The following is a 16,683-nucleotide window of genomic DNA, read 5'->3' as shown; positions in this document are numbered from 1 at the left end:
TGGGGATTCTCGAAGGTTTAGCGGGCAGCGTCGCCGCGTTGACAGGCGATACGACGCTGCGCAGAATTTGGTACCCCCGTCGCCTGAAGAGTTAGAAGGCTTGGGCGACGGCGGTGTCATGCAGCGAATGGGAGAGCGATCTTCCATTCGCTTTTTTCATGCCGTCAGGCAGCCAGGGCGAAGTCCTGAGGCACGTCTTGCACGCCCACCAAGGCCACATCGGAGGCGGCGAACGAAGCCGAGTCCACATGAGCCACACCGGCAGCGGCCAGTTGATCGAACGTCGAGTTGACCGACAGGCTAGGGTCGATGTCCTTGAGCAGGGAATCGATAGCCGAGGTCAGTGCCGAGCTGTCGCCGCTCATCAGACCGTAAATGATCTGGTGCACCTGGCCATCGCGGCCTTCGGACTGCAGGCTCGACAGGCCGAGGTTGGTAAAGCTGACTTCCTGCTCGGTGAGGGTGTAGCCACCGCTGCTCGCGCCGCCGGACAGGATTGTGCCCAGGTTCAGGGAGTCGATCGAACCCCACAAGGTGTGCGACGGTGGGTTGAACAAGGTGTAATGCAGGTCACCGTTAGCGACCACTGCCGCATTGCTGACGGTGCTCGACACGCCGTATTGGGTGCCATCAAACGGGCCAGGATTGAAACCACCGGTGTTCGAACCTTCTTTGACCGAACCTTCACGGTGGTTCAGGTCACCAAAGTAAGCCGACCAGTCGCTCAGGTATTCGGCAACGGTGTTCGCGGCGTAGGTCGTGCTGTATGAAATAGAAATGCTCATGCAAAACTCCAAGTCATGGGGTGGTATCTCCGCAGCAAGCCAGTGCCTGCTGTGGTTTTGCCCGTCACTGGGCAAAATCGGTCAGAACTGATATTCAACAGTGCCCTGCACGGTGCGGCCACGGCCCAGGGTGAAGGCCAGCACGTCGCCCAGCGGCACCAGGTACGCGCGGTCGGTGACGTTTTCCATCGCCAGGCGCAACGTCAATTGGTCGGTAGCGCGGTAGCTGCTATAGAGGTCGTAGACGGTGTACGGCTTCCAGTCGGCCGGGTAGACGCCGGTTTGCGAAGTGGTCACCCCGACGCCGCCTTTCACGTAGTAACCGCCGCTGTAGCGGGCGCGAACGCCCAGGTCCAACTTGCGTTCGAAGAAGCGCGCACCTAGCGTCGCGGTGCCACGGTCCATCGGCATGTGTTCCGAGGAGCCCAGGATCGCACTGCAGCTTTGTCCCGCATTGGCCACATCGTCCGGCACCATCGCGTCTACCGGCGCACGGCTACCCGGCCTTTTCTGAATTTTGGTCACCCCGCCCAGCCACGCGGTCTTGCTGCAGAACTTATTACTGCCAAGCATGCGCGTGTAGTTGAACTGGCCGTAGGCAAACCCGGCGTCGTAATCGAGCTGGTATTCAAGGCCACGAAAACGGGTGGTTTCCAGGTTGTTCACATACGCCGCGTTGCCGATATTGGCGATGCCATAACCAGGCGGCTGCACCCCCAGCGCCATATAGGAGAAGTCATCCACCCGAGTGTTGAAGTAGGACACCTTCATGCCCACCCGGTCTTCGGAGAACAGCAAGTCTTCCTTCAGCACGTTGAAGCCGACCTCCCAGGCCGTGGACGTTTCAGGCTTCAAGTAGGGGTTGGGGAACAGCGACTCCGAGCCCCCGCCATGGGGCCGGCCGCTGACCAACGACTCGGTGACTGCCGGCGGGCGCCAGCCCTTGCCGTAGGTGGCAAAGAGTTGCAGCCAATCCACGCCGGGCTTGATCGACAAGCCGAAGGTGGGCGAGAAATGCCCCTCCTCCCGATCCACGTCATAGGTCATGGGCAAGCCGACTTGCCGCGTGGTACCGATGATGAATGTACGGGTGTTCAAACCGGTTTCGCCGCGCAGCCGATAGCGGTCGTAGCGCAAGCCGGCATTGAGGTTCAGCCAGTTGTCGTAGTCGTAATCCAAACGTGCGAACAGGCTGCCGAGCGCCCGGTCGCCCTCTGGGGTGATGCTTTCCGCTGCCGAGGCCTCCACCGCAGAGTCGGCGGCCACCGCCTGGTTGGAGTCCGGGCGGACCTTGTCGTAGAAAAATTCCAGCCCGTAGTTGGCCTTGATCACGGACAGCTCGCTCAAGCCAAAGGTCGAGGTGTTTTGTGCCTGGAAACCGTAGGTATTGGTTTGATACGTGACCTCGTAGCCCTTGGTGCTGCCACGGGTCAGTGTGGTCTGGTCATTGCGGGTATCGACGTAATAAAGCTTGGCCTTGAAGTCGATCAGCGGGTTGTCTGGCGTGTAGCTGTAGTCCAGCGCGAAGTTCTGTGCCGTGACATTGCTGCTACCGAGCTTTTCCCATAACTGGGCTTTTTCGGCGGCCATCATGTTGACGTCGTCGTAGCCGACTTCAGTGGTCAGGTAGCTCAGTTGCAGACGCTGGTCGACAGGCAGGTTGATGCCGAGCTTGAGCAAGCGCGAGCGCATCACCGAGCCGGTGTATTCGACGGTAGAGTTCTTGATCCGATCCTGGCTGGCCGGCAGGAAAGAACTGCCGGTACGCAGATCGCCGATGCTGCCCTTGGTGCCGGGGTTGTAATCGCCAAGGTGCCGCTCACTGGCCGCTACCAGCATGTCCCACACATCGGTGCCCACGGCAAACGCCGAACTGCCGATAAAGTGCGTGCCGTTGCTGCGCCCACCCAGCCCCGTGGTCACACGGATACGCCCGCCGATTTCCTTGCCGCCCTTGAGCAGGTCGGCCGCCTCGATGGTGCGAAAGTTGGCCACGCCGCCGATCACACCCGCACCGCCCATGGTGGAAGTCGCGCCCTTTTCGATGACGACTTCGGACAGCAGCTCCGAGTCGACGTAGAGCGTGCCGTTGCGTTGCTGGTGACCGCTCTGTTGATAGTTCTGGCGCATGCCGTCGACCGACATGTTGACCCGGCCATAATCCTGGATACCGCGAATATTCACCGACAGGCCGGGGTCCTGCTGGCTGACGGCCGAGTAGACGCCCGGTGCTTCTTCAAGCATCTCGGCGGCATGGCGCGGCGGGTTGCGGTCGAGTTGCTCACGCCCCACAACGCTGACCGAATGTGGCGATGAATACACCCAGTCGTTGGGGTGCAGGCCGGTAATCGTGGTGGTCGCCAAAGCCAAGGCGGCATTGCCCTGCTCGACACGGGTGAGGGTAACTTGGCGCTCGCCGGTGAAGCGATATTCCACCGGCGCATTACCCAGCAAGCGCGCCAACCCTTCCTGCACGCCGTACTGCCCCTTCACCGCCGTGCTCTGCAAACCTTCCAGACGCTGGCTGTCGAACAGCACTTGCAAGCCTGCCTGGTCGGCAAAAGTCAGCACGGCACTGCCCAGGGATTGCGCAGGGATATCGATCATCAGCACAGCAGGTTGGGCGGCCTTTACTTGCGGCTGTGCGGCATACGCGGGCGCCACAGCGGCGAACAGCCCCAAGTGGATGGCCAGGGCCAACCGGCTACCGGTGATACGCCCCTTGGTGAGTGCTGACATTTCTGGTTTCCCTGCGCTAAGCGTTTTTTGTTTATGCGAATGCTTCTCACCTAGCAAGACGTACGACGCGCAGGAAGTCAGTAAGGTTTTTTTGAAAGTTTTTTGTGGCGGGGGTTTTGAACAAGTGGGAGAAGGCCTCCCACCGGGCTTATCAATAGATCAGGCTGAGGCCTGCCAGGTCCAAGCGTTGCACTTGAAGTTCCTGGGTCAAGGTAGCCAGCGCCGTGTCGAGCATGTCGAGGCGGAACACACCGCTGACCTCTCGCTCACCCAGGTCCGAGTCTGCCAGCAGCACGCGCCCAGGGCGGTACTGGTTGAGCTGCTCGATGACCTTGGCCAGCGGTTGCCGGTCAAAGATCAGCACGCCACGCCGCCAACTGGTGGCGCGTTCCACATCGAATTGATCGAGGGGCACGATGCCTTCCTGCGCGCTGTAACGTGCCGCCTGGCCCTCCTTGAGCAGCCTGTCCGTCGAGCCCTTCTGGGGTGAGGCCTGCAAAGTGACCGCGACACTGTGTTGCAACACACCCACCCAGGCCTGGCGATCCGCCTCGCGCTCCACCACGAATCGCGTGCCCAGCGCGCGGGTCTGCCCGCCAGCGCTCTGCACCACGAATGGTCGGGTTTCCTCGCCCACCATGGGCGCCACATCAAAAATCGCCGAGCCCTGGATCAGGCTGATACGCCGCTGCACACCGTCGTATTCCAGGCGAATAGCACTGGCGGAATCCAACTCCACCGTGCTGCCATCGGCCAGGTGCACGGTACGCACTTCGCCCTTGTCGGTGATGTAGTCAGCCTGCATACGCAGCAGAACATCCGGCCCACGCACCCAGCCCACGCCCGCCACCACCACGACCAACGCCACGGCGGCCGCACGTTGCCACGGCCTTCGGCGCTTGGAACGGCGTAGAGGCATCGCTGCCGTGGCCGGACGCTGGCGATGCACCGGCTCGTCTTTATGCACGTCGCCCAAGGCCGCCCAGGTCTGCTCGGCAAACCGCAATGCCGCTTCGTGGCGGCTGTCGCAGGCGATCCAATGCCGCAGTTCGGCCTGTTCCTGTTCGGTCAGGGCACCGGCGTGCAAGCGCACCGCCCATTCGGCGGCCGCCTCGGTAATGCTGTGCTGTTGCGGACCCTGGCTATTCACGTGTGAATCTCGAATTTTTCGTTATATAACGCTGTGACGTCTGACCTGGCGTTTTTCGGTAATTCATTCGTCGGATGGTGCCACCTCGCCTTCCTGCAGGCGCTGCATTACGTAGGCCAGGGCCTTGGCCAGATGCTTTTGCACGGAGCTGTCGGAAATGTCCAGGTGCCGGGCGACCTGGGCGTGGGTCATGCCTTCGATGCGGTTCAGACGGAAGATCTGCTGGGTGCGTTCCGGCAACTCCGCCAGTGCCTGCTTCAATGCCTGTCGCTGTTGCTGCGCCATTGCCTGAGCCTCCAACCCGGCCACTTCATCTTCAATCTCGGCCAGCGCCTCGTGGGGCACGGAGTCTGTCTTGCGCCGCGCTTCCTGGCGAATATGGTCGATCAGCAGATTGCTCGCCGTTCGATAGAGATAGCCCTGGGAGTTGTCGATGCGCTCGCCGGCCGGTTTTTCGGCCAGGCGCAGGAAGCTCTCCTGCACCAGGTCTGCGGCCAACTGCGGGTCCCGTACCTTGCGCGCCAGATACCCGCGCAGGGTATCGGCATGCTTGAGAAACAGGCCTCTGAGATCCACGTCCGACAAACCGACTCCCTGGAATGTAAAGGAAACAGGCGGGCATCTTAAGCGTTGTCGAGAATGATTTTCAATTGATATCTAATCTGATTCCACGTACGAAAGGTCCGATTAACAGTTCGGTAATCGAACACATCCGCTGCCATCAATTGACCAAATTAACTAACCAGTACATTTTATCTCCACAACCTACAAGAACAATGGAGACCCCTCTATGCTGCCTATCGTGCTGGTGCTCAACGGCCCCAACCTCAACCTGCTCGGCACCCGCGAGCCCGCCACCTACGGCCACGAAACCCTGGCCGACGTCGCCGCCCTGTGTGGCCGCAGTGCCGAACAACTCGGCCTGAAAATCGAATTCCGCCAGACCAACCACGAAGGCGAGCTGCTGGACTGGATTCACGGCGCCCGCACCCGCTGTGCCGGTATCGTGATCAACCCGGCAGCCTGGACCCACACCTCGGTGGCCATCCGCGACGCACTGGTAGCCAGCGAGGTGCCGGTGATCGAAGTGCATTTGTCCAACGTGCATGCCCGTGAGGCGTTCCGGCATCACTCGTTCGTGTCGCCCATCGCCAAGGCCGTGCTGGCCGGTTTTGGCAGCCATGGTTACCACCTGGCGCTGGAGCATTTCAGCCAGCTGTTGAAAGGGTCAACCCGATGAAGCCGCGCATCCTCGCCGGCCTGATCGGCGCCGGCATCCAGGCTTCCCGCACCCCGGCCCTGCATGAACAGGAAGGAGACGCCCAAGGCCTGCGTTACCTGTACCGCCTGATCGACCTTGAGCCGCTGCAACTGGACGTCAACGCCCTGCCCGACCTGCTGGACGCCGCCGAGTTGATGCACTTCACCGGGCTGAACATTACCTACCCGTGCAAGCAGGCGGTTCTGGCGTTGCTTGACGATTTATCCGACGAGGCCCGAGGCATTGGCGCGGTCAATACCGTGGTGTTCAAGGACGGCAAACGCATCGGCCACAACACCGACTGCCTGGGCTTTGCCGAAGGTTTTCGGCGCAACCTGAATGACGTGGCGCGCCAACGCGTGGTGCAAATGGGCGCGGGTGGCGCAGGCGCAGCCGTGGCCCATGCACTGTTGGCAGAAGGTGTGGAGCAGTTGAGTATTTTTGACGTGGACACCACCCGCGCCCACGACTTGGTAGACAACCTCGCCCAACGTTTTGGCCCCGGGCGCGCCCAGGTCGGCAAGCACCTGGAAAATGCCATGGCCGAGGCGGATGGGTTGGTAAACACCACGCCGATGGGCATGGCCAAATTGCCGGGCACACCGGTTCCGGCAGCCCTGTTGCGGACTGAGCTATGGGTGGCCGAAATTGTGTATTTCCCGCTGGAAACCGAACTGCTGCGCGACGCCCGTGCCTTGGGTTGCCGTACGCTGGATGGCGGCAATATGGCGGTGTTCCAGGCGGTGAAAGCGTTTGAGTTGTTCAGTGGCGAAGCGCCGGATGCGCAGCGGATGCTGGCGCATTTCCAGAGCATGAATGGCTAGGCATGTGAAGCCAATCAAAAATGTGGGAGCTGGCTTGCCTGCGATTGCGGTGGCTCAGTCAGCAATGATGTGACTGACAGATCGCTATCGCAGGCAAGCCAGCTCCCACATTGAATGCATTTCAAGCCGAGATCTTCACGCCTGCAAGTACCGCATCACCGACTCACAAATCATCTCCCGATGCCGCTGCTTGATCGCTTCATCCGACAGCTCGATCTGAAAAATCTCACTGAACGTATGCCGGTTGGACACCCGGTAGAAGCTGAATGAGTTGATCAGCAAATGCACATCCAGCGGCTCCAGCCCCTCGCGAAACAATCCCATCTCGGCACCACGTCGCAGGGTCGCGCCCAGTGCTTCAAGGATGTTGCTGTTCATTGCCTTGATCGAATCCGAACGCTTCACGTATTCGGCGTTGTGGATGTTTTCGATGCTGACGATACGCACGAAGTCCACGTTCTGGTCGTGGTGATCAAAGGTGAACTCCACCAGCCGCCGGATCGCTTCGCGCGGCTCCAGGGCGGTGAGGTTCATGCGGGTTTCGGTGTTGCGGATGTCGCCGTAGAGCTTTTCCAGTACCTCGACGTACAACTGCTCCTTGCTGCCGAAGTAGTAATAGATCATGCGCTTGGAGGTGTGGATGCGCTCGGCGATGGCGTCCACGCGAGCGCCGGACAGGCCCTGCTGGACGAACTCGACGACCGCTTCCTGAAGGATGTTTTCGCGGGTCTTTTCCGGGTTGTTCTTGCGACTCTTGCGCGGTGCTTCGGAAGTCATGTTGCGCTCACGGCCAGTGTTATGCAGGCGGTGATTATGGGCTGCGATGCTTCCCGAAGGAAGCACCTGGCCGGCCCTTATAAACGGGCCTGTCGTACCGCGCCGCTGCGCGATTTTGCCATTGCCGCCAAGCGCACTGCCACGTTGGCCGCGCCATAGCCGGCATAACCGTTCTTGCGCTGGATGATCTCAAAGAAAAACCGCCCTTCGAACGGCTCGGTGTACACGTGAAACAACTCACCGCCCTGCGCGTCGCGGTCGTACAGCACGTTGTAGTACGCCAGCTCGCTGAGGAACTCGTCGTCAAAATCAAACCGCGCCGCCAGGTCGTCATAGTAGTTGAGCGGAATATCCAGCAGCGGTACACCCGCCTCTTTGGCCCGGCGTACTTCGGCGAAAATATCCGCACAGTCGAAGGCAATGTGGTGCACGCCTGAGCCGCGATAGCTCGACAACGCGTGGGAAATGGCAGTGTTGCGGTTTTCGGAAATATTCAGCGGCAGGCGGATCGAGCTGCAGCGGCTGCGCAATGCGCGGCTTTTCACCAGGCCATACGGGTCGGGCAGCACCACTTCGTCGTCGGCTTCGAAATCCAGCAGGCTCTTGTAGAACAGCACCCAGCTGTCGAGGCTGTCGGCCGGCAACGCCATGGCCATGTGGTCGATGCGCAGCAAGCCACCGCTGGACGTGTTGGCCGGTTGCAGGTTGAAGTCGGTGTCGTACAGGCCGCCTTCATTCTGGTCCACCAGATAGATCAGGCTGCCATCCGGCGCGCGCACGGCGGCCAACTCCAGCTCGTTCGGCCCGACCAGGCCGCGATACGGCTGGCCCTTGTAAGCCACCGCCCGCTCCAGGGCCTTGGCGCTGTCCTTGACCCGCACCGCCGTGGCGCACAACGACGGCCCGTGGGCTTCGAAGAAGTTATGGGCAAAGGAATAGGGTTCGCAGTTGAGGATCAGGTTGATATCACCCTGGCGCAGCAGGCTCACGCTCTTGGAGCGGTGTTGCCCGGCCTTGACGAAGCCCAGGCGCTCCAGCCAGTGCGTGAGTTTGGCGCCGAGGCTTTCATCCACGGCGAATTCCAGGAACTCGATGCCGTCGTATTCACTCGCGGCTGGGGTATCAAACAGGATCTCCACCGGTTGCGCCGGTGCTTCCTGTTTCAAACGCTCGCGGGTTTTCTCTTCCAGGTACAGCAACGAGCGCAGGCCATCCGCCGCATTCGCACGGGTGGGTGCGGCGCGGAAACCGTCGTTGAAAATTTCCAGGGACAAGGGCCCGGTGTAGCCACTCTTGATGATCGGCGCCAGGAACCCCGCCAAGTCGAATTCGCCTTGGCCGGGGAAGCAGCGGAAATGCCGACTCCATTCCAGCACGTCCATGGCCAGGATCGGCGCGTCGGCCATTTGCACAAAGAAGATCTTATCGCCCGGGATCTCGGCGATGGCGCTTGGGTCGCCCTTGAGGGACAGGGTGTGGAAACTGTCGAGCAGTACACCCAGGGCCGGGTGATCGACCTGACGCACCAGGTTCCACACCTGTTGCCAGGTGTTCACATGTTTGCCCCAGGCCAGCGCCTCATAGCCGATACGCAAACCACGGCGACCGGCGTGTTCGGCCAGCAGGCCGAGATCGTCCAGCAGGATGCGTTCATCACCCACCGAATCCGCCGAGGCGTTGCTGCACACCAGCACCAGGTCGGTGCCCAGTTCCTGCATCAAGTCGAACTTGCGCTCGGCGCGTTCCAAATTGCGCGCCAGGCGGTCGCGGCGGCAACCTTCAAAGTCGCGAAACGGCTGGAACAAAGTGATAGCAATGCCGAGGTCGGCACACATCTGCCTAACTTCCCGGGGGCTGCCGTCGTAATACAACAAGTCGTTTTCGAAGATTTCCACACCGTCAAACCCGGCGGCGGCAATGGCTTCGAGCTTTTCCGGCAGGGTGCCGCTCAAGGAAACAGTGGCAATGGAACGTTGCATGGACGACTCCCGGCAATTGTTGTTTATGGCAAATTATTCGCCCCCAGCCTACCCGCAGCAATTAAAATGTACGAACCGGTTAGTTTTTGGTGCGATTATCGAACACTATGCCCCTTTGGCGAATTGACGATTTTTTAACCGCTGCGCACCATCGACCACGCAAAGAAGACCCAAAACACACCATAAAAATTTCAAAAACGGGTACGACCTCATGCCTTCGCAAAACTCCGTCCTGGCCGAGCGCCCGGGCACCCCGCACGCCGGCATCGGCGACAAGATCCGCGGCGCCCTGGCCGTGGGTAAAACTCGCTGGGGCATGCTGGCCCTGGTGTTCTTCGCTACCACCCTGAACTACATCGACCGCGCCGCCCTGGGCGTGATGCAGCCGATCCTCGCCAAGGAAATGAGCTGGACGGCGATGGACTACGCCAACATCAACTTCTGGTTCCAGGTCGGTTATGCCATCGGCTTTGTGCTGCAGGGCCGCTTGATCGACCGGGTGGGCGTGAAGCGCGTGTTCTTCTGCGCCGTGCTGCTGTGGAGCCTGGCCACCGGTGCCCACGGCCTGGCCACGTCGGCGGTAGGTTTTATGGTCTGCCGCTTTATCCTCGGGCTGACCGAAGCCGCCAACTACCCGGCTTGCGTCAAGACCACTCGGCTGTGGTTCCCCGCCGGTGAGCGCGCGGTGGCCACCGGTATCTTCAACGCTGGCACCAACGTCGGCGCGATGATGACGCCAATGCTGCTGCCGTTGATCCTGCATGTGTGGGGCTGGCAGGCGGCGTTCCTATGCATGGCGGCACTGGGCGTAATCTGGTTGGTGTTCTGGGGGTTGAAGTACTACAACCCGGAAGACCATCCGACGGTTAAACAATCCGAACTGGACTACGTGCAACAGCAAGTCGAACCGGAACAACCCGGCGTACCGTTCAGCCGCATCCTGCGCATGCGCGGCACCTGGGCTTTCGCCATCGCCTACGCCCTGACCGCACCGGTGTTCTGGTTCTATCTGTACTGGCTGCCTCCGTTCCTGAACCAGCAATACAACCTGGGCATCAACGTGACCCAGATGGGTATCCCGCTGATCATCATTTACCTGACCGCAGACTTCGGCAGCGTGGGTGGGGGGATTCTGTCGTCGTTCCTGATCGGCCGTGGGATGAACTCGATCAAGGCGCGGTTGCTGTCGATGCTGCTGTTTGCCTGCTGCATCGTCGGCGTGATCATGGCGGCCGGTTCCAGCCAACTGTGGGTCGCGGTGTTCGCCATCTCCCTGGCCATCGGTGCACACCAGGCCTGGACCGCCAACATCTGGAGCCTGGTGATGGACTACACGCCCAAGCACATGATGAGCACGGTGTTCGGCTTCGGCGGCATGTGCGCGGCCATCGGCGGCATGTTCATGACCCAGATCGTCGGCCACATCCTCACCGTGACCAACAACAACTACACCGTGTTGTTCACGCTGATCCCGGCGATGTACTTCCTGGCACTGACCTGGATGTACTTCATGGCACCGCGCAAGATCCCTACCGTAGACGTCTAAGCCACAGTCCGAGCTATCGGCGCCGCTGCTGCCAGGCAGCGGCCAACCCGCTCATGCAGATCACCCCGATGCCGACCACCGTGGTCACGTCGGGGGTATGACTGAACACCAACCAGCCCAACAACCCCGCAAACACGATCTGGCAATAGCCGAACGGTGCCAGCAAGGCCGGCGCCGCAAAGCGGAATGCCTGGGTCAACATCAAGTGCGCGGTCATCCCGCAGGTGCCCAGCGCCAGCATCAACGCACCATGCCACAGCGTCGGGATCTGCCAGAAGAACGGCACCAGCGCACTCATCACCAAGGTGTTGCACAGCCCGGCAAAGAAGTTGCTGGTGGTGGGAGTGTCGTATTGGCTGAGGATGCGCGTGAGCAGTTGGTAGAAGCAGAAGAACAGCGCCGAGCACAGCGGCAGCAGTACCGCCGGGGTGAACAGCTCGCCGCCGGGGTGGATGATGATCAGCACGCCGACAAACCCACAGATCACCGCCAGCCACTGGCCACGGGTGACGTGCTCACCGAGCAGCGGTACCGAAAGCGCCGTCACCAGGATCGGCGCCAGGAAGTTCACCGCCGTGGCTTCCGCCAGCGGGATATAGTGCAGCGCCGCCGTAAAAAACAGGCTCGTGCCCAACAGGCACAAGGCCCGCACCACCTGCATCCCTGGCCGTTTGCTGCGCAGCACGCGCAAGCCCGATTGCGGCAGGAAAATCCCGGCCATCAGCAGGGTGTGCACCAGGTAGCGCGCCCACACCACCATCACGATCGGGTAGAACCCGGCCAGGTATTTGGACAAGGCGTCGTGGCTGGAGAACAGGAAAGTCGCCAGTACAATCAGCAAAATGCCTTTGAAGGGATGGTTGACGCCGGAGAGGGGTGTGCTGACAGTCATTGGCTTCTCTTGCATGACGGGCTGAACGCGGGCTGCTCAACCCGGTAATCTAGCAGCCGGGCCTGCGTCTGCCCCAAGAGCATAACCAAACACCGTGCGAACAGCGCACTAAATCACGGGATTCGAGTCCAACGCTGCACGTTGACCGCCGTGTTGCTTACTTTTTAACCAAGGCCTTGCCGCTATGAAAAAAACGCTTTTTGTTCTTTCTGCCCTTGCCCTGCTCACTGCCTGCAATAAAGAGCCGAAGGAAACCCCAAAACCTGCGCCAGCATCCGTACAAGCCACCCTGGTGCCAGAAACGCCGCCCACCGACAAATGGGTAGGCAAGTGGATTGGCGTCGAAGGCCTCAACCTCACCATCGCCAAAGACGACAGCATTGGCCGTGGGCATTACATCCTCACCATGCAATACGGCCTTGATGCCGATGACTCGGGCACCTTCAAAGGTGAAGCCAACGAAGACGGCATCGCCTTCACGCGCCCAGACGGCCCGCAGCAATTGACCGCCGGCGACGGCGAAGCCACCGGCCTGAAATGGCTGGCGGACAAGAAGGACTGCCTGATCGTGGACACCGGTGAAGGCTACTGCCGCCAATAACGTCCATAATCATCCCACTTGTTTGTAGGACCGTTCACCGAGAGGATTGCCCCATGCTATGGAAAAAAGGCCGACGCAGCGACAACGTAGTGGATGCCCGCGATGACAGTGGCGGCGGTGGTGGTGGCATGCGCTTTGGCGGCGGCAAGGGCCTGAGCCTGACGGCGATTGTGCTGATCGTCGGCATCGGCTGGCTGACCGGCCAGGACCCGCTGCAGATTCTCGGCCAGTTGACCGGCCAGATGGACCAGGCTCCCTCGGTGAGCACTCAGCAACGCCAAGCCCCGCCAGCCAATGACGAACAAGCTGATTTTGTACGCGCAGTGCTCGGCGACACCGAAGACACCTGGGCCCAGGTGTTCAAGGAAAACGGCCTGACCTACAAGAACCCGAAACTGATCCTGTTCCGTGGCCGTGTGAATTCCGCCTGCGGTGGCGCCACCTCGGCGAGCGGCCCGTTCTATTGCCCGGCTGACCAGCAGGTGTACCTGGACCTGGATTTCTTCCGCGAAATGTCGCAACGCTTCCAAGCCGCTGGCGACTTCGCCCAGGCCTATGTGATCGCCCACGAAGTCGGGCATCACGTGCAGACGTTGCTGGGCATCTCGGCCAAGATCCAGGCCGCGCGCCAGCAAGGCCGGCAGATGCAAGGCGACGGCGGCCTGCTGGTTCGCCAGGAGCTGCAAGCCGACTGCTTCGCCGGCGTGTGGGCCAATCGCGCGCAGAAGCGCCTGAACTGGCTGGAACCCGGTGATATCGAAGAAGCACTGAACGCGGCCAACGCCATTGGCGATGACCGTTTGCAGCAACAGGGTCAGGGCCGCGTGGTGCCAGACTCGTTTACCCACGGCACCTCGGCGCAGCGCGTGCGCTGGTTCAAGACCGGCTTCGCCCAGGGCCAGATCACTCAATGCGACACCTTTTCCGCCAAGAGTCTCTAAATGAAAAAACGATTGGGATTACTGCTGGGCTTGTTAGTCACGTGTTCAACCTGGGCCGCCGAGCATGGCGTCAAGGAAGTCAGTCCTGATCGTTTCCACCTGGAGGCCGGCGACCTCAGCCTCGGCTTGAGCCAGGACTGGAGCAAACCGCTGCCCACCGTTACCCGCGCATTGATCATCGTGCATGGGCGACTGCGCAACGCACAAACCTACCTGCAAAGTGGCATCGACGCCGCCGAGCATGCCGCAGTTGGCGGGAGCACCCTGGTGATCGCGCCGCAGTTCCTGAATGAATCGGACATCAAGCGCAACCACCTGGACAACCAGGTACTGCGCTGGAATGGCAATGACTGGATGGCCGGCGAGCCTTCCACCGGTCCGGGCCAAATCAGCTCCTACGGCGCCCTCGACCAGATCATCAAGCACCTGGGCAACCGCAAGCTGTTCCCGGCACTCAAGGAAATCGTAGTCGCCGGGCATTCCGGTGGCGGCCAAGTGGTGCAGCGTTTCGCCCTCACCGGCCACGATCACCCGATGCTGCAAACCGAGGGCATCAGCCTGCGGTATGTGGTGGCCAACCCATCGTCCTACGCCTACTTCACCCCACAACGCCCGGTGAAATTCGACACCGCCAGTTGCCCTGGCTTCAACGACTGGAAATACGGCCTGCAAAACCTGCCGGCCTATGCCAAAGGCCAAAGCGCCGAGCAGCTTGAGCAGGTGTATGTGTCACGCAACATCACCTACCTGCTGGGCCAGCAAGACACCGACCCAAACCACCCAGCCTTGGATAAAAGCTGCGAGGCCGAAACCCAAGGCGCGTATCGGCTGATTCGCGGGCACAACTATTTTGACTACCTCAAGCAGCGGCACCCGCAGTTGGGGCATAAGTTGGTGGAAGTACCAGGGGTGGGGCATAACGGGGATGGGATGTTTACGTCGCCGCAGGGGCAGAAGGTGTTGTTCTCAGAGTAATCCCTGAAGAAACTCAATCAGAAATGTGGGAGCCAGCTTGTGTGGGAGCTGGCTTGCCTGCGATGCAGGCACCTCGGTCTGTCAGTCAAACCAGGGGGATGCCATCGCAGGCAAGCCAGCTCCCACACTTGATCTCTATTGGCTGGGCTGGATCATCCGGCGCAAGGCCGAGCAGTCCTCGGCATGCCAATCCGCCAGCTCCGGCCACGGGTTTTCCGGCAAGTTGACCAACACCGTCCGCGTCCCCGCCGCCCGGCCGCAATCCAGGTCAAAGCGATAGTCCCCGACCATCACCATCTCGCCTGGCGCTACCTCCCAGGCCGCCGCCAGTTTCAACAACCCATCCGGATCCGGCTTCGGCTGCGCATCATCACGCCCCAACACATCCTCGACGGCAAAGCAGTCCGCCAGGCCAATCGCCTCAAGGGTGATGTGCGCCAGCTCCCGCGCATTGCGGGTCAGAATGCCCAGGCGATAGCCCCGCCCAGCCAGCTCACGCACTAGCTCTACCGCGCCTTCGGCTGCGACCGAACCCAACGCCAGCTCGCGTTCGTGCTCCAGCAACCACGCATGCTTGGCCGCCGCCACATCCACCGGCAACGCAGCGAGGTAAGTCAAGATGTCGTCCTCTGGCGGAATGTCCAGGGCCTCACGAATCGCCGCAAAATCATGCACGGCCACCGTCAGGGTGCCGTCCATGTCGAACACCCAGTGCTTAACGTCTGACAGGCTCATGCCCAATCCTTGCGATGGCGGATCAAGCCTTCCTGGGTCACCGATGCCACCAACTGCCCGGCGCGGTTGTACACACTGCCACGGGAGAACCCACGGGAGTTACCGGCCCATGGGCTGTCCATGGCGTACAGCAACCAGTCGTCCGCACGCAGGTCAGCGTGGAACCACAGCGCATGGTCGAGGCTGGCGACCTGCATGTCTTTCTGCCACACGGTCTTGCCATGGGGCAGCAGCGAGGTGGTCAGCAGGCCGAAATCCGAGGCGTAGGCCAGCAAGTACTTATGCAGCGCCGGCGTATCGGCCAAAGCACCGTCGGCACGAAACCACACGTACTTGACCGGGTCTGACGGCTGCGGGTTGAACGGGTCTTTTTCGGTGACCGGGCGCACTTCAATCGGCTTGGGGCACAGCAGCTTGTCGCGCATGTGCTCGGGGATCAGGTGGGCGCGCTGCTGGGTCAATTCCAGTTCCGACGGCAGGTTCTCCGGGCCGACCACCACGGGCATGGTGGTCTGGTGGTCAAAGCCTTGCTCGTCGTACTGAAACGACGTGGTGCACGTGAAGATCGGGTGGCCTTTCTGGATCGCCGTGACGCGACGGGTGCTGAAGCTGCCGCCGTCACGCACGCGGTCCACCGAATACACCACCGGCAAGGCCGCATCGCCGGGGCGCAGGAAATAACCATGCAGGGAGTGCACGTGCCGCGCTTCTTCTACGGTCTGGCTGGCGGCCGACAGCGACTGGCCAAGCACCTGGCCGCCGAACAGTTGGCGAAAACCCAGGTCCTGACTGCGGCCGCGAAAGAGGTTTTCCTCGATCGGCTCCAGGGTCAGCAGGTCTACCAGATCTTCCAATACTTGGCTCATAGAGCAACTCCTACAATCTATGGGGCATTCCGGGCTGCTTATCCGTGCAGCGTGTCCAACCATTGGGCGCGGGTGATGCGATACAACACATGATGGCGCAGCGGGTCATCGGCTGCGACCTTGGGGTGTTCAAAATCTGCCTGGGGATCGTAATGCATACCGATGGCCTGCATGACTTTTTGTGATGGCAGATTGGCTTCGGTGGTGAAGGCGACGATCTCGTCCAACTGCAACCGGTCGAAACCACACCGCAGCGCCGTCCAGGCCGCCTCGCTAGCGTAACCCAGGCCCCAATGCTCACGGGCCAGGCGCCAGCCGATTTCCACTGCGGGGGTAAATGCGGCGTCGAAGTTGACATGCTGCAAGCCGGTAAGGCCGATGAATTCGCCGGTGTCTTTACGCTGCAAGGCCCATGGGCCAAAACCGTATTCGGCGAAGTGGCCGCGAATCCGGCCGATCAACGCGGCGCTTTCCAGGTGACTCAGTTTGGCCGGGAAATAGCGCATCACCTGCGGGTCGGCGCACATCCGTGCAAATTCCGCCAGGTCACTGTCGCGCCATTGGCGCAACACCAAGCGTGCACTTTCCAGTTCGAGTATCGGCTCCATGGGT

16 protein-coding genes are annotated in these 16,683 nt (G+C 61.0%); 6 read left to right on the top strand and 10 right to left on the bottom strand.

Features of this window, described 5'->3' with window-relative positions; translation table 11 throughout:
- Positions 1-164 precede the first annotated feature (164 nt).
- The 4 genes from CFE47_RS08255 to CFE47_RS08240 all read right to left on the bottom strand — a co-directional run bounded on the left by CFE47_RS08255 (position 165) and on the right by CFE47_RS08240 (position 5,259).
- Positions 165-785, bottom strand: coding sequence for a heme acquisition protein HasA (locus tag CFE47_RS08255; RefSeq protein WP_185708563.1), 621 nt, complete (start codon positions 783-785; stop codon positions 165-167).
- 81 nt (positions 786-866) lie between these two features.
- Positions 867-3,524: a TonB-dependent receptor gene (locus CFE47_RS08250; RefSeq protein ID WP_185708564.1), complete on the bottom strand. Its 2,658-nt coding sequence runs from the start codon at positions 3,522-3,524 to the stop codon at positions 867-869.
- 151 nt (positions 3,525-3,675) lie between these two features.
- On the bottom strand, positions 3,676-4,674 hold the full coding sequence (locus tag CFE47_RS08245; RefSeq protein ID WP_286836235.1) for a FecR family protein: 999 nt from the start codon (positions 4,672-4,674) through the stop codon (positions 3,676-3,678).
- 63 nt (positions 4,675-4,737) lie between these two features.
- Entirely contained in the window at positions 4,738-5,259 is a 522-nt protein-coding gene (locus CFE47_RS08240; protein WP_185708566.1) for an RNA polymerase sigma factor, read from the bottom strand.
- A 205-nt stretch (positions 5,260-5,464) separates the two neighbouring features.
- On the opposite strand from CFE47_RS08240, the gene aroQ reads away from it, so the two are divergent.
- Both aroQ and CFE47_RS08230 read left to right on the top strand, forming a co-directional pair.
- Positions 5,465-5,914 carry a type II 3-dehydroquinate dehydratase gene (aroQ, locus tag CFE47_RS08235; protein ID WP_286836234.1) on the top strand — a complete coding sequence of 150 codons (450 nt, stop codon included), beginning with the start codon at positions 5,465-5,467 and terminating at the stop codon, positions 5,912-5,914.
- On the top strand, positions 5,911-6,759 hold the full coding sequence (locus CFE47_RS08230; RefSeq protein WP_286836233.1) for a shikimate dehydrogenase: 849 nt from the start codon (positions 5,911-5,913) through the stop codon (positions 6,757-6,759). Before aroQ ends, CFE47_RS08230 begins: the two co-directional genes overlap by 4 nt.
- A 135-nt stretch (positions 6,760-6,894) precedes the next feature.
- Here the strand turns inward: CFE47_RS08230 and CFE47_RS08225 are convergent, their stop codons facing one another.
- Both CFE47_RS08225 and quiC read right to left on the bottom strand, forming a co-directional pair.
- A complete protein-coding gene (locus tag CFE47_RS08225; protein ID WP_185708569.1) occupies positions 6,895-7,536 on the bottom strand; it encodes a TetR/AcrR family transcriptional regulator in 642 nt (213 codons plus the stop codon).
- A 77-nt stretch (positions 7,537-7,613) separates the two neighbouring features.
- Positions 7,614-9,515 carry a 3-dehydroshikimate dehydratase QuiC gene (gene quiC, locus CFE47_RS08220; protein WP_286836232.1) on the bottom strand — a complete coding sequence of 634 codons (1,902 nt, stop codon included), beginning with the start codon at positions 9,513-9,515 and terminating at the stop codon, positions 7,614-7,616.
- Positions 9,516-9,726: 211 nt separating this feature from the next.
- Between quiC and CFE47_RS08215 the strand changes: the two genes are divergently transcribed.
- Positions 9,727-11,061, top strand: coding sequence for an MFS transporter (locus CFE47_RS08215; protein WP_185708571.1), 1,335 nt, complete (start codon positions 9,727-9,729; stop codon positions 11,059-11,061).
- 13 nt (positions 11,062-11,074) lie between these two features.
- On the opposite strand, the gene CFE47_RS08210 is transcribed toward CFE47_RS08215, so the two are convergent.
- Entirely contained in the window at positions 11,075-11,953 is an 879-nt protein-coding gene (locus tag CFE47_RS08210; protein WP_185708572.1) for a DMT family transporter, read from the bottom strand.
- Between the two features lie 184 nt (positions 11,954-12,137).
- On the opposite strand from CFE47_RS08210, the gene CFE47_RS08205 reads away from it, so the two are divergent.
- The 3 genes from CFE47_RS08205 to CFE47_RS08195 are packed head-to-tail and all read left to right on the top strand — an operon-like array spanning position 12,138 to position 14,470.
- Entirely contained in the window at positions 12,138-12,554 is a 417-nt protein-coding gene (locus CFE47_RS08205; protein ID WP_286836231.1) for a membrane lipoprotein lipid attachment site-containing protein, read from the top strand.
- A gap of 53 nt (positions 12,555-12,607) precedes the next feature.
- Positions 12,608-13,495 carry a KPN_02809 family neutral zinc metallopeptidase gene (gene ypfJ, locus CFE47_RS08200; protein WP_286836230.1) on the top strand — a complete coding sequence of 296 codons (888 nt, stop codon included), beginning with the start codon at positions 12,608-12,610 and terminating at the stop codon, positions 13,493-13,495.
- Positions 13,496-14,470: an alpha/beta hydrolase gene (locus tag CFE47_RS08195; RefSeq protein ID WP_286836229.1), complete on the top strand. Its 975-nt coding sequence runs from the start codon at positions 13,496-13,498 to the stop codon at positions 14,468-14,470.
- 135 nt (positions 14,471-14,605) lie between these two features.
- On the opposite strand, the gene CFE47_RS08190 is transcribed toward CFE47_RS08195, so the two are convergent.
- Genes CFE47_RS08190 through CFE47_RS08180 form a run of 3 tightly spaced genes read right to left on the bottom strand, consistent with a single transcriptional unit; the run spans position 14,606 to position 16,679 of the window.
- The gene (locus CFE47_RS08190) at positions 14,606-15,205 is read right to left on the bottom strand and encodes an HAD family hydrolase (protein ID WP_286836228.1); all 600 of its coding nucleotides are present in this window, start codon (positions 15,203-15,205) and stop codon (positions 14,606-14,608) included.
- Entirely contained in the window at positions 15,202-16,071 is an 870-nt protein-coding gene (tesB, locus tag CFE47_RS08185; RefSeq protein ID WP_122486136.1) for an acyl-CoA thioesterase II, read from the bottom strand. The genes CFE47_RS08190 and tesB overlap by 4 nt, the downstream gene beginning before the upstream one ends.
- 38 nt (positions 16,072-16,109) lie before the next feature.
- Positions 16,110-16,679 (bottom strand): GNAT family N-acetyltransferase, encoded by a 570-nt coding sequence (locus CFE47_RS08180; protein WP_286836227.1) that lies wholly within the window; start codon positions 16,677-16,679, stop codon positions 16,110-16,112.
- Between the last annotated feature and the right edge of the window lie 4 nt (positions 16,680-16,683).

This window comes from Pseudomonas sp. PGPPP1 (genome assembly GCF_002255865.1).
In the GTDB taxonomy this organism is placed as follows: domain Bacteria; phylum Pseudomonadota; class Gammaproteobacteria; order Pseudomonadales; family Pseudomonadaceae; genus Aquipseudomonas; species Aquipseudomonas cremoris.
This window is presented reverse-complemented; position numbering and strand designations above follow the sequence as displayed.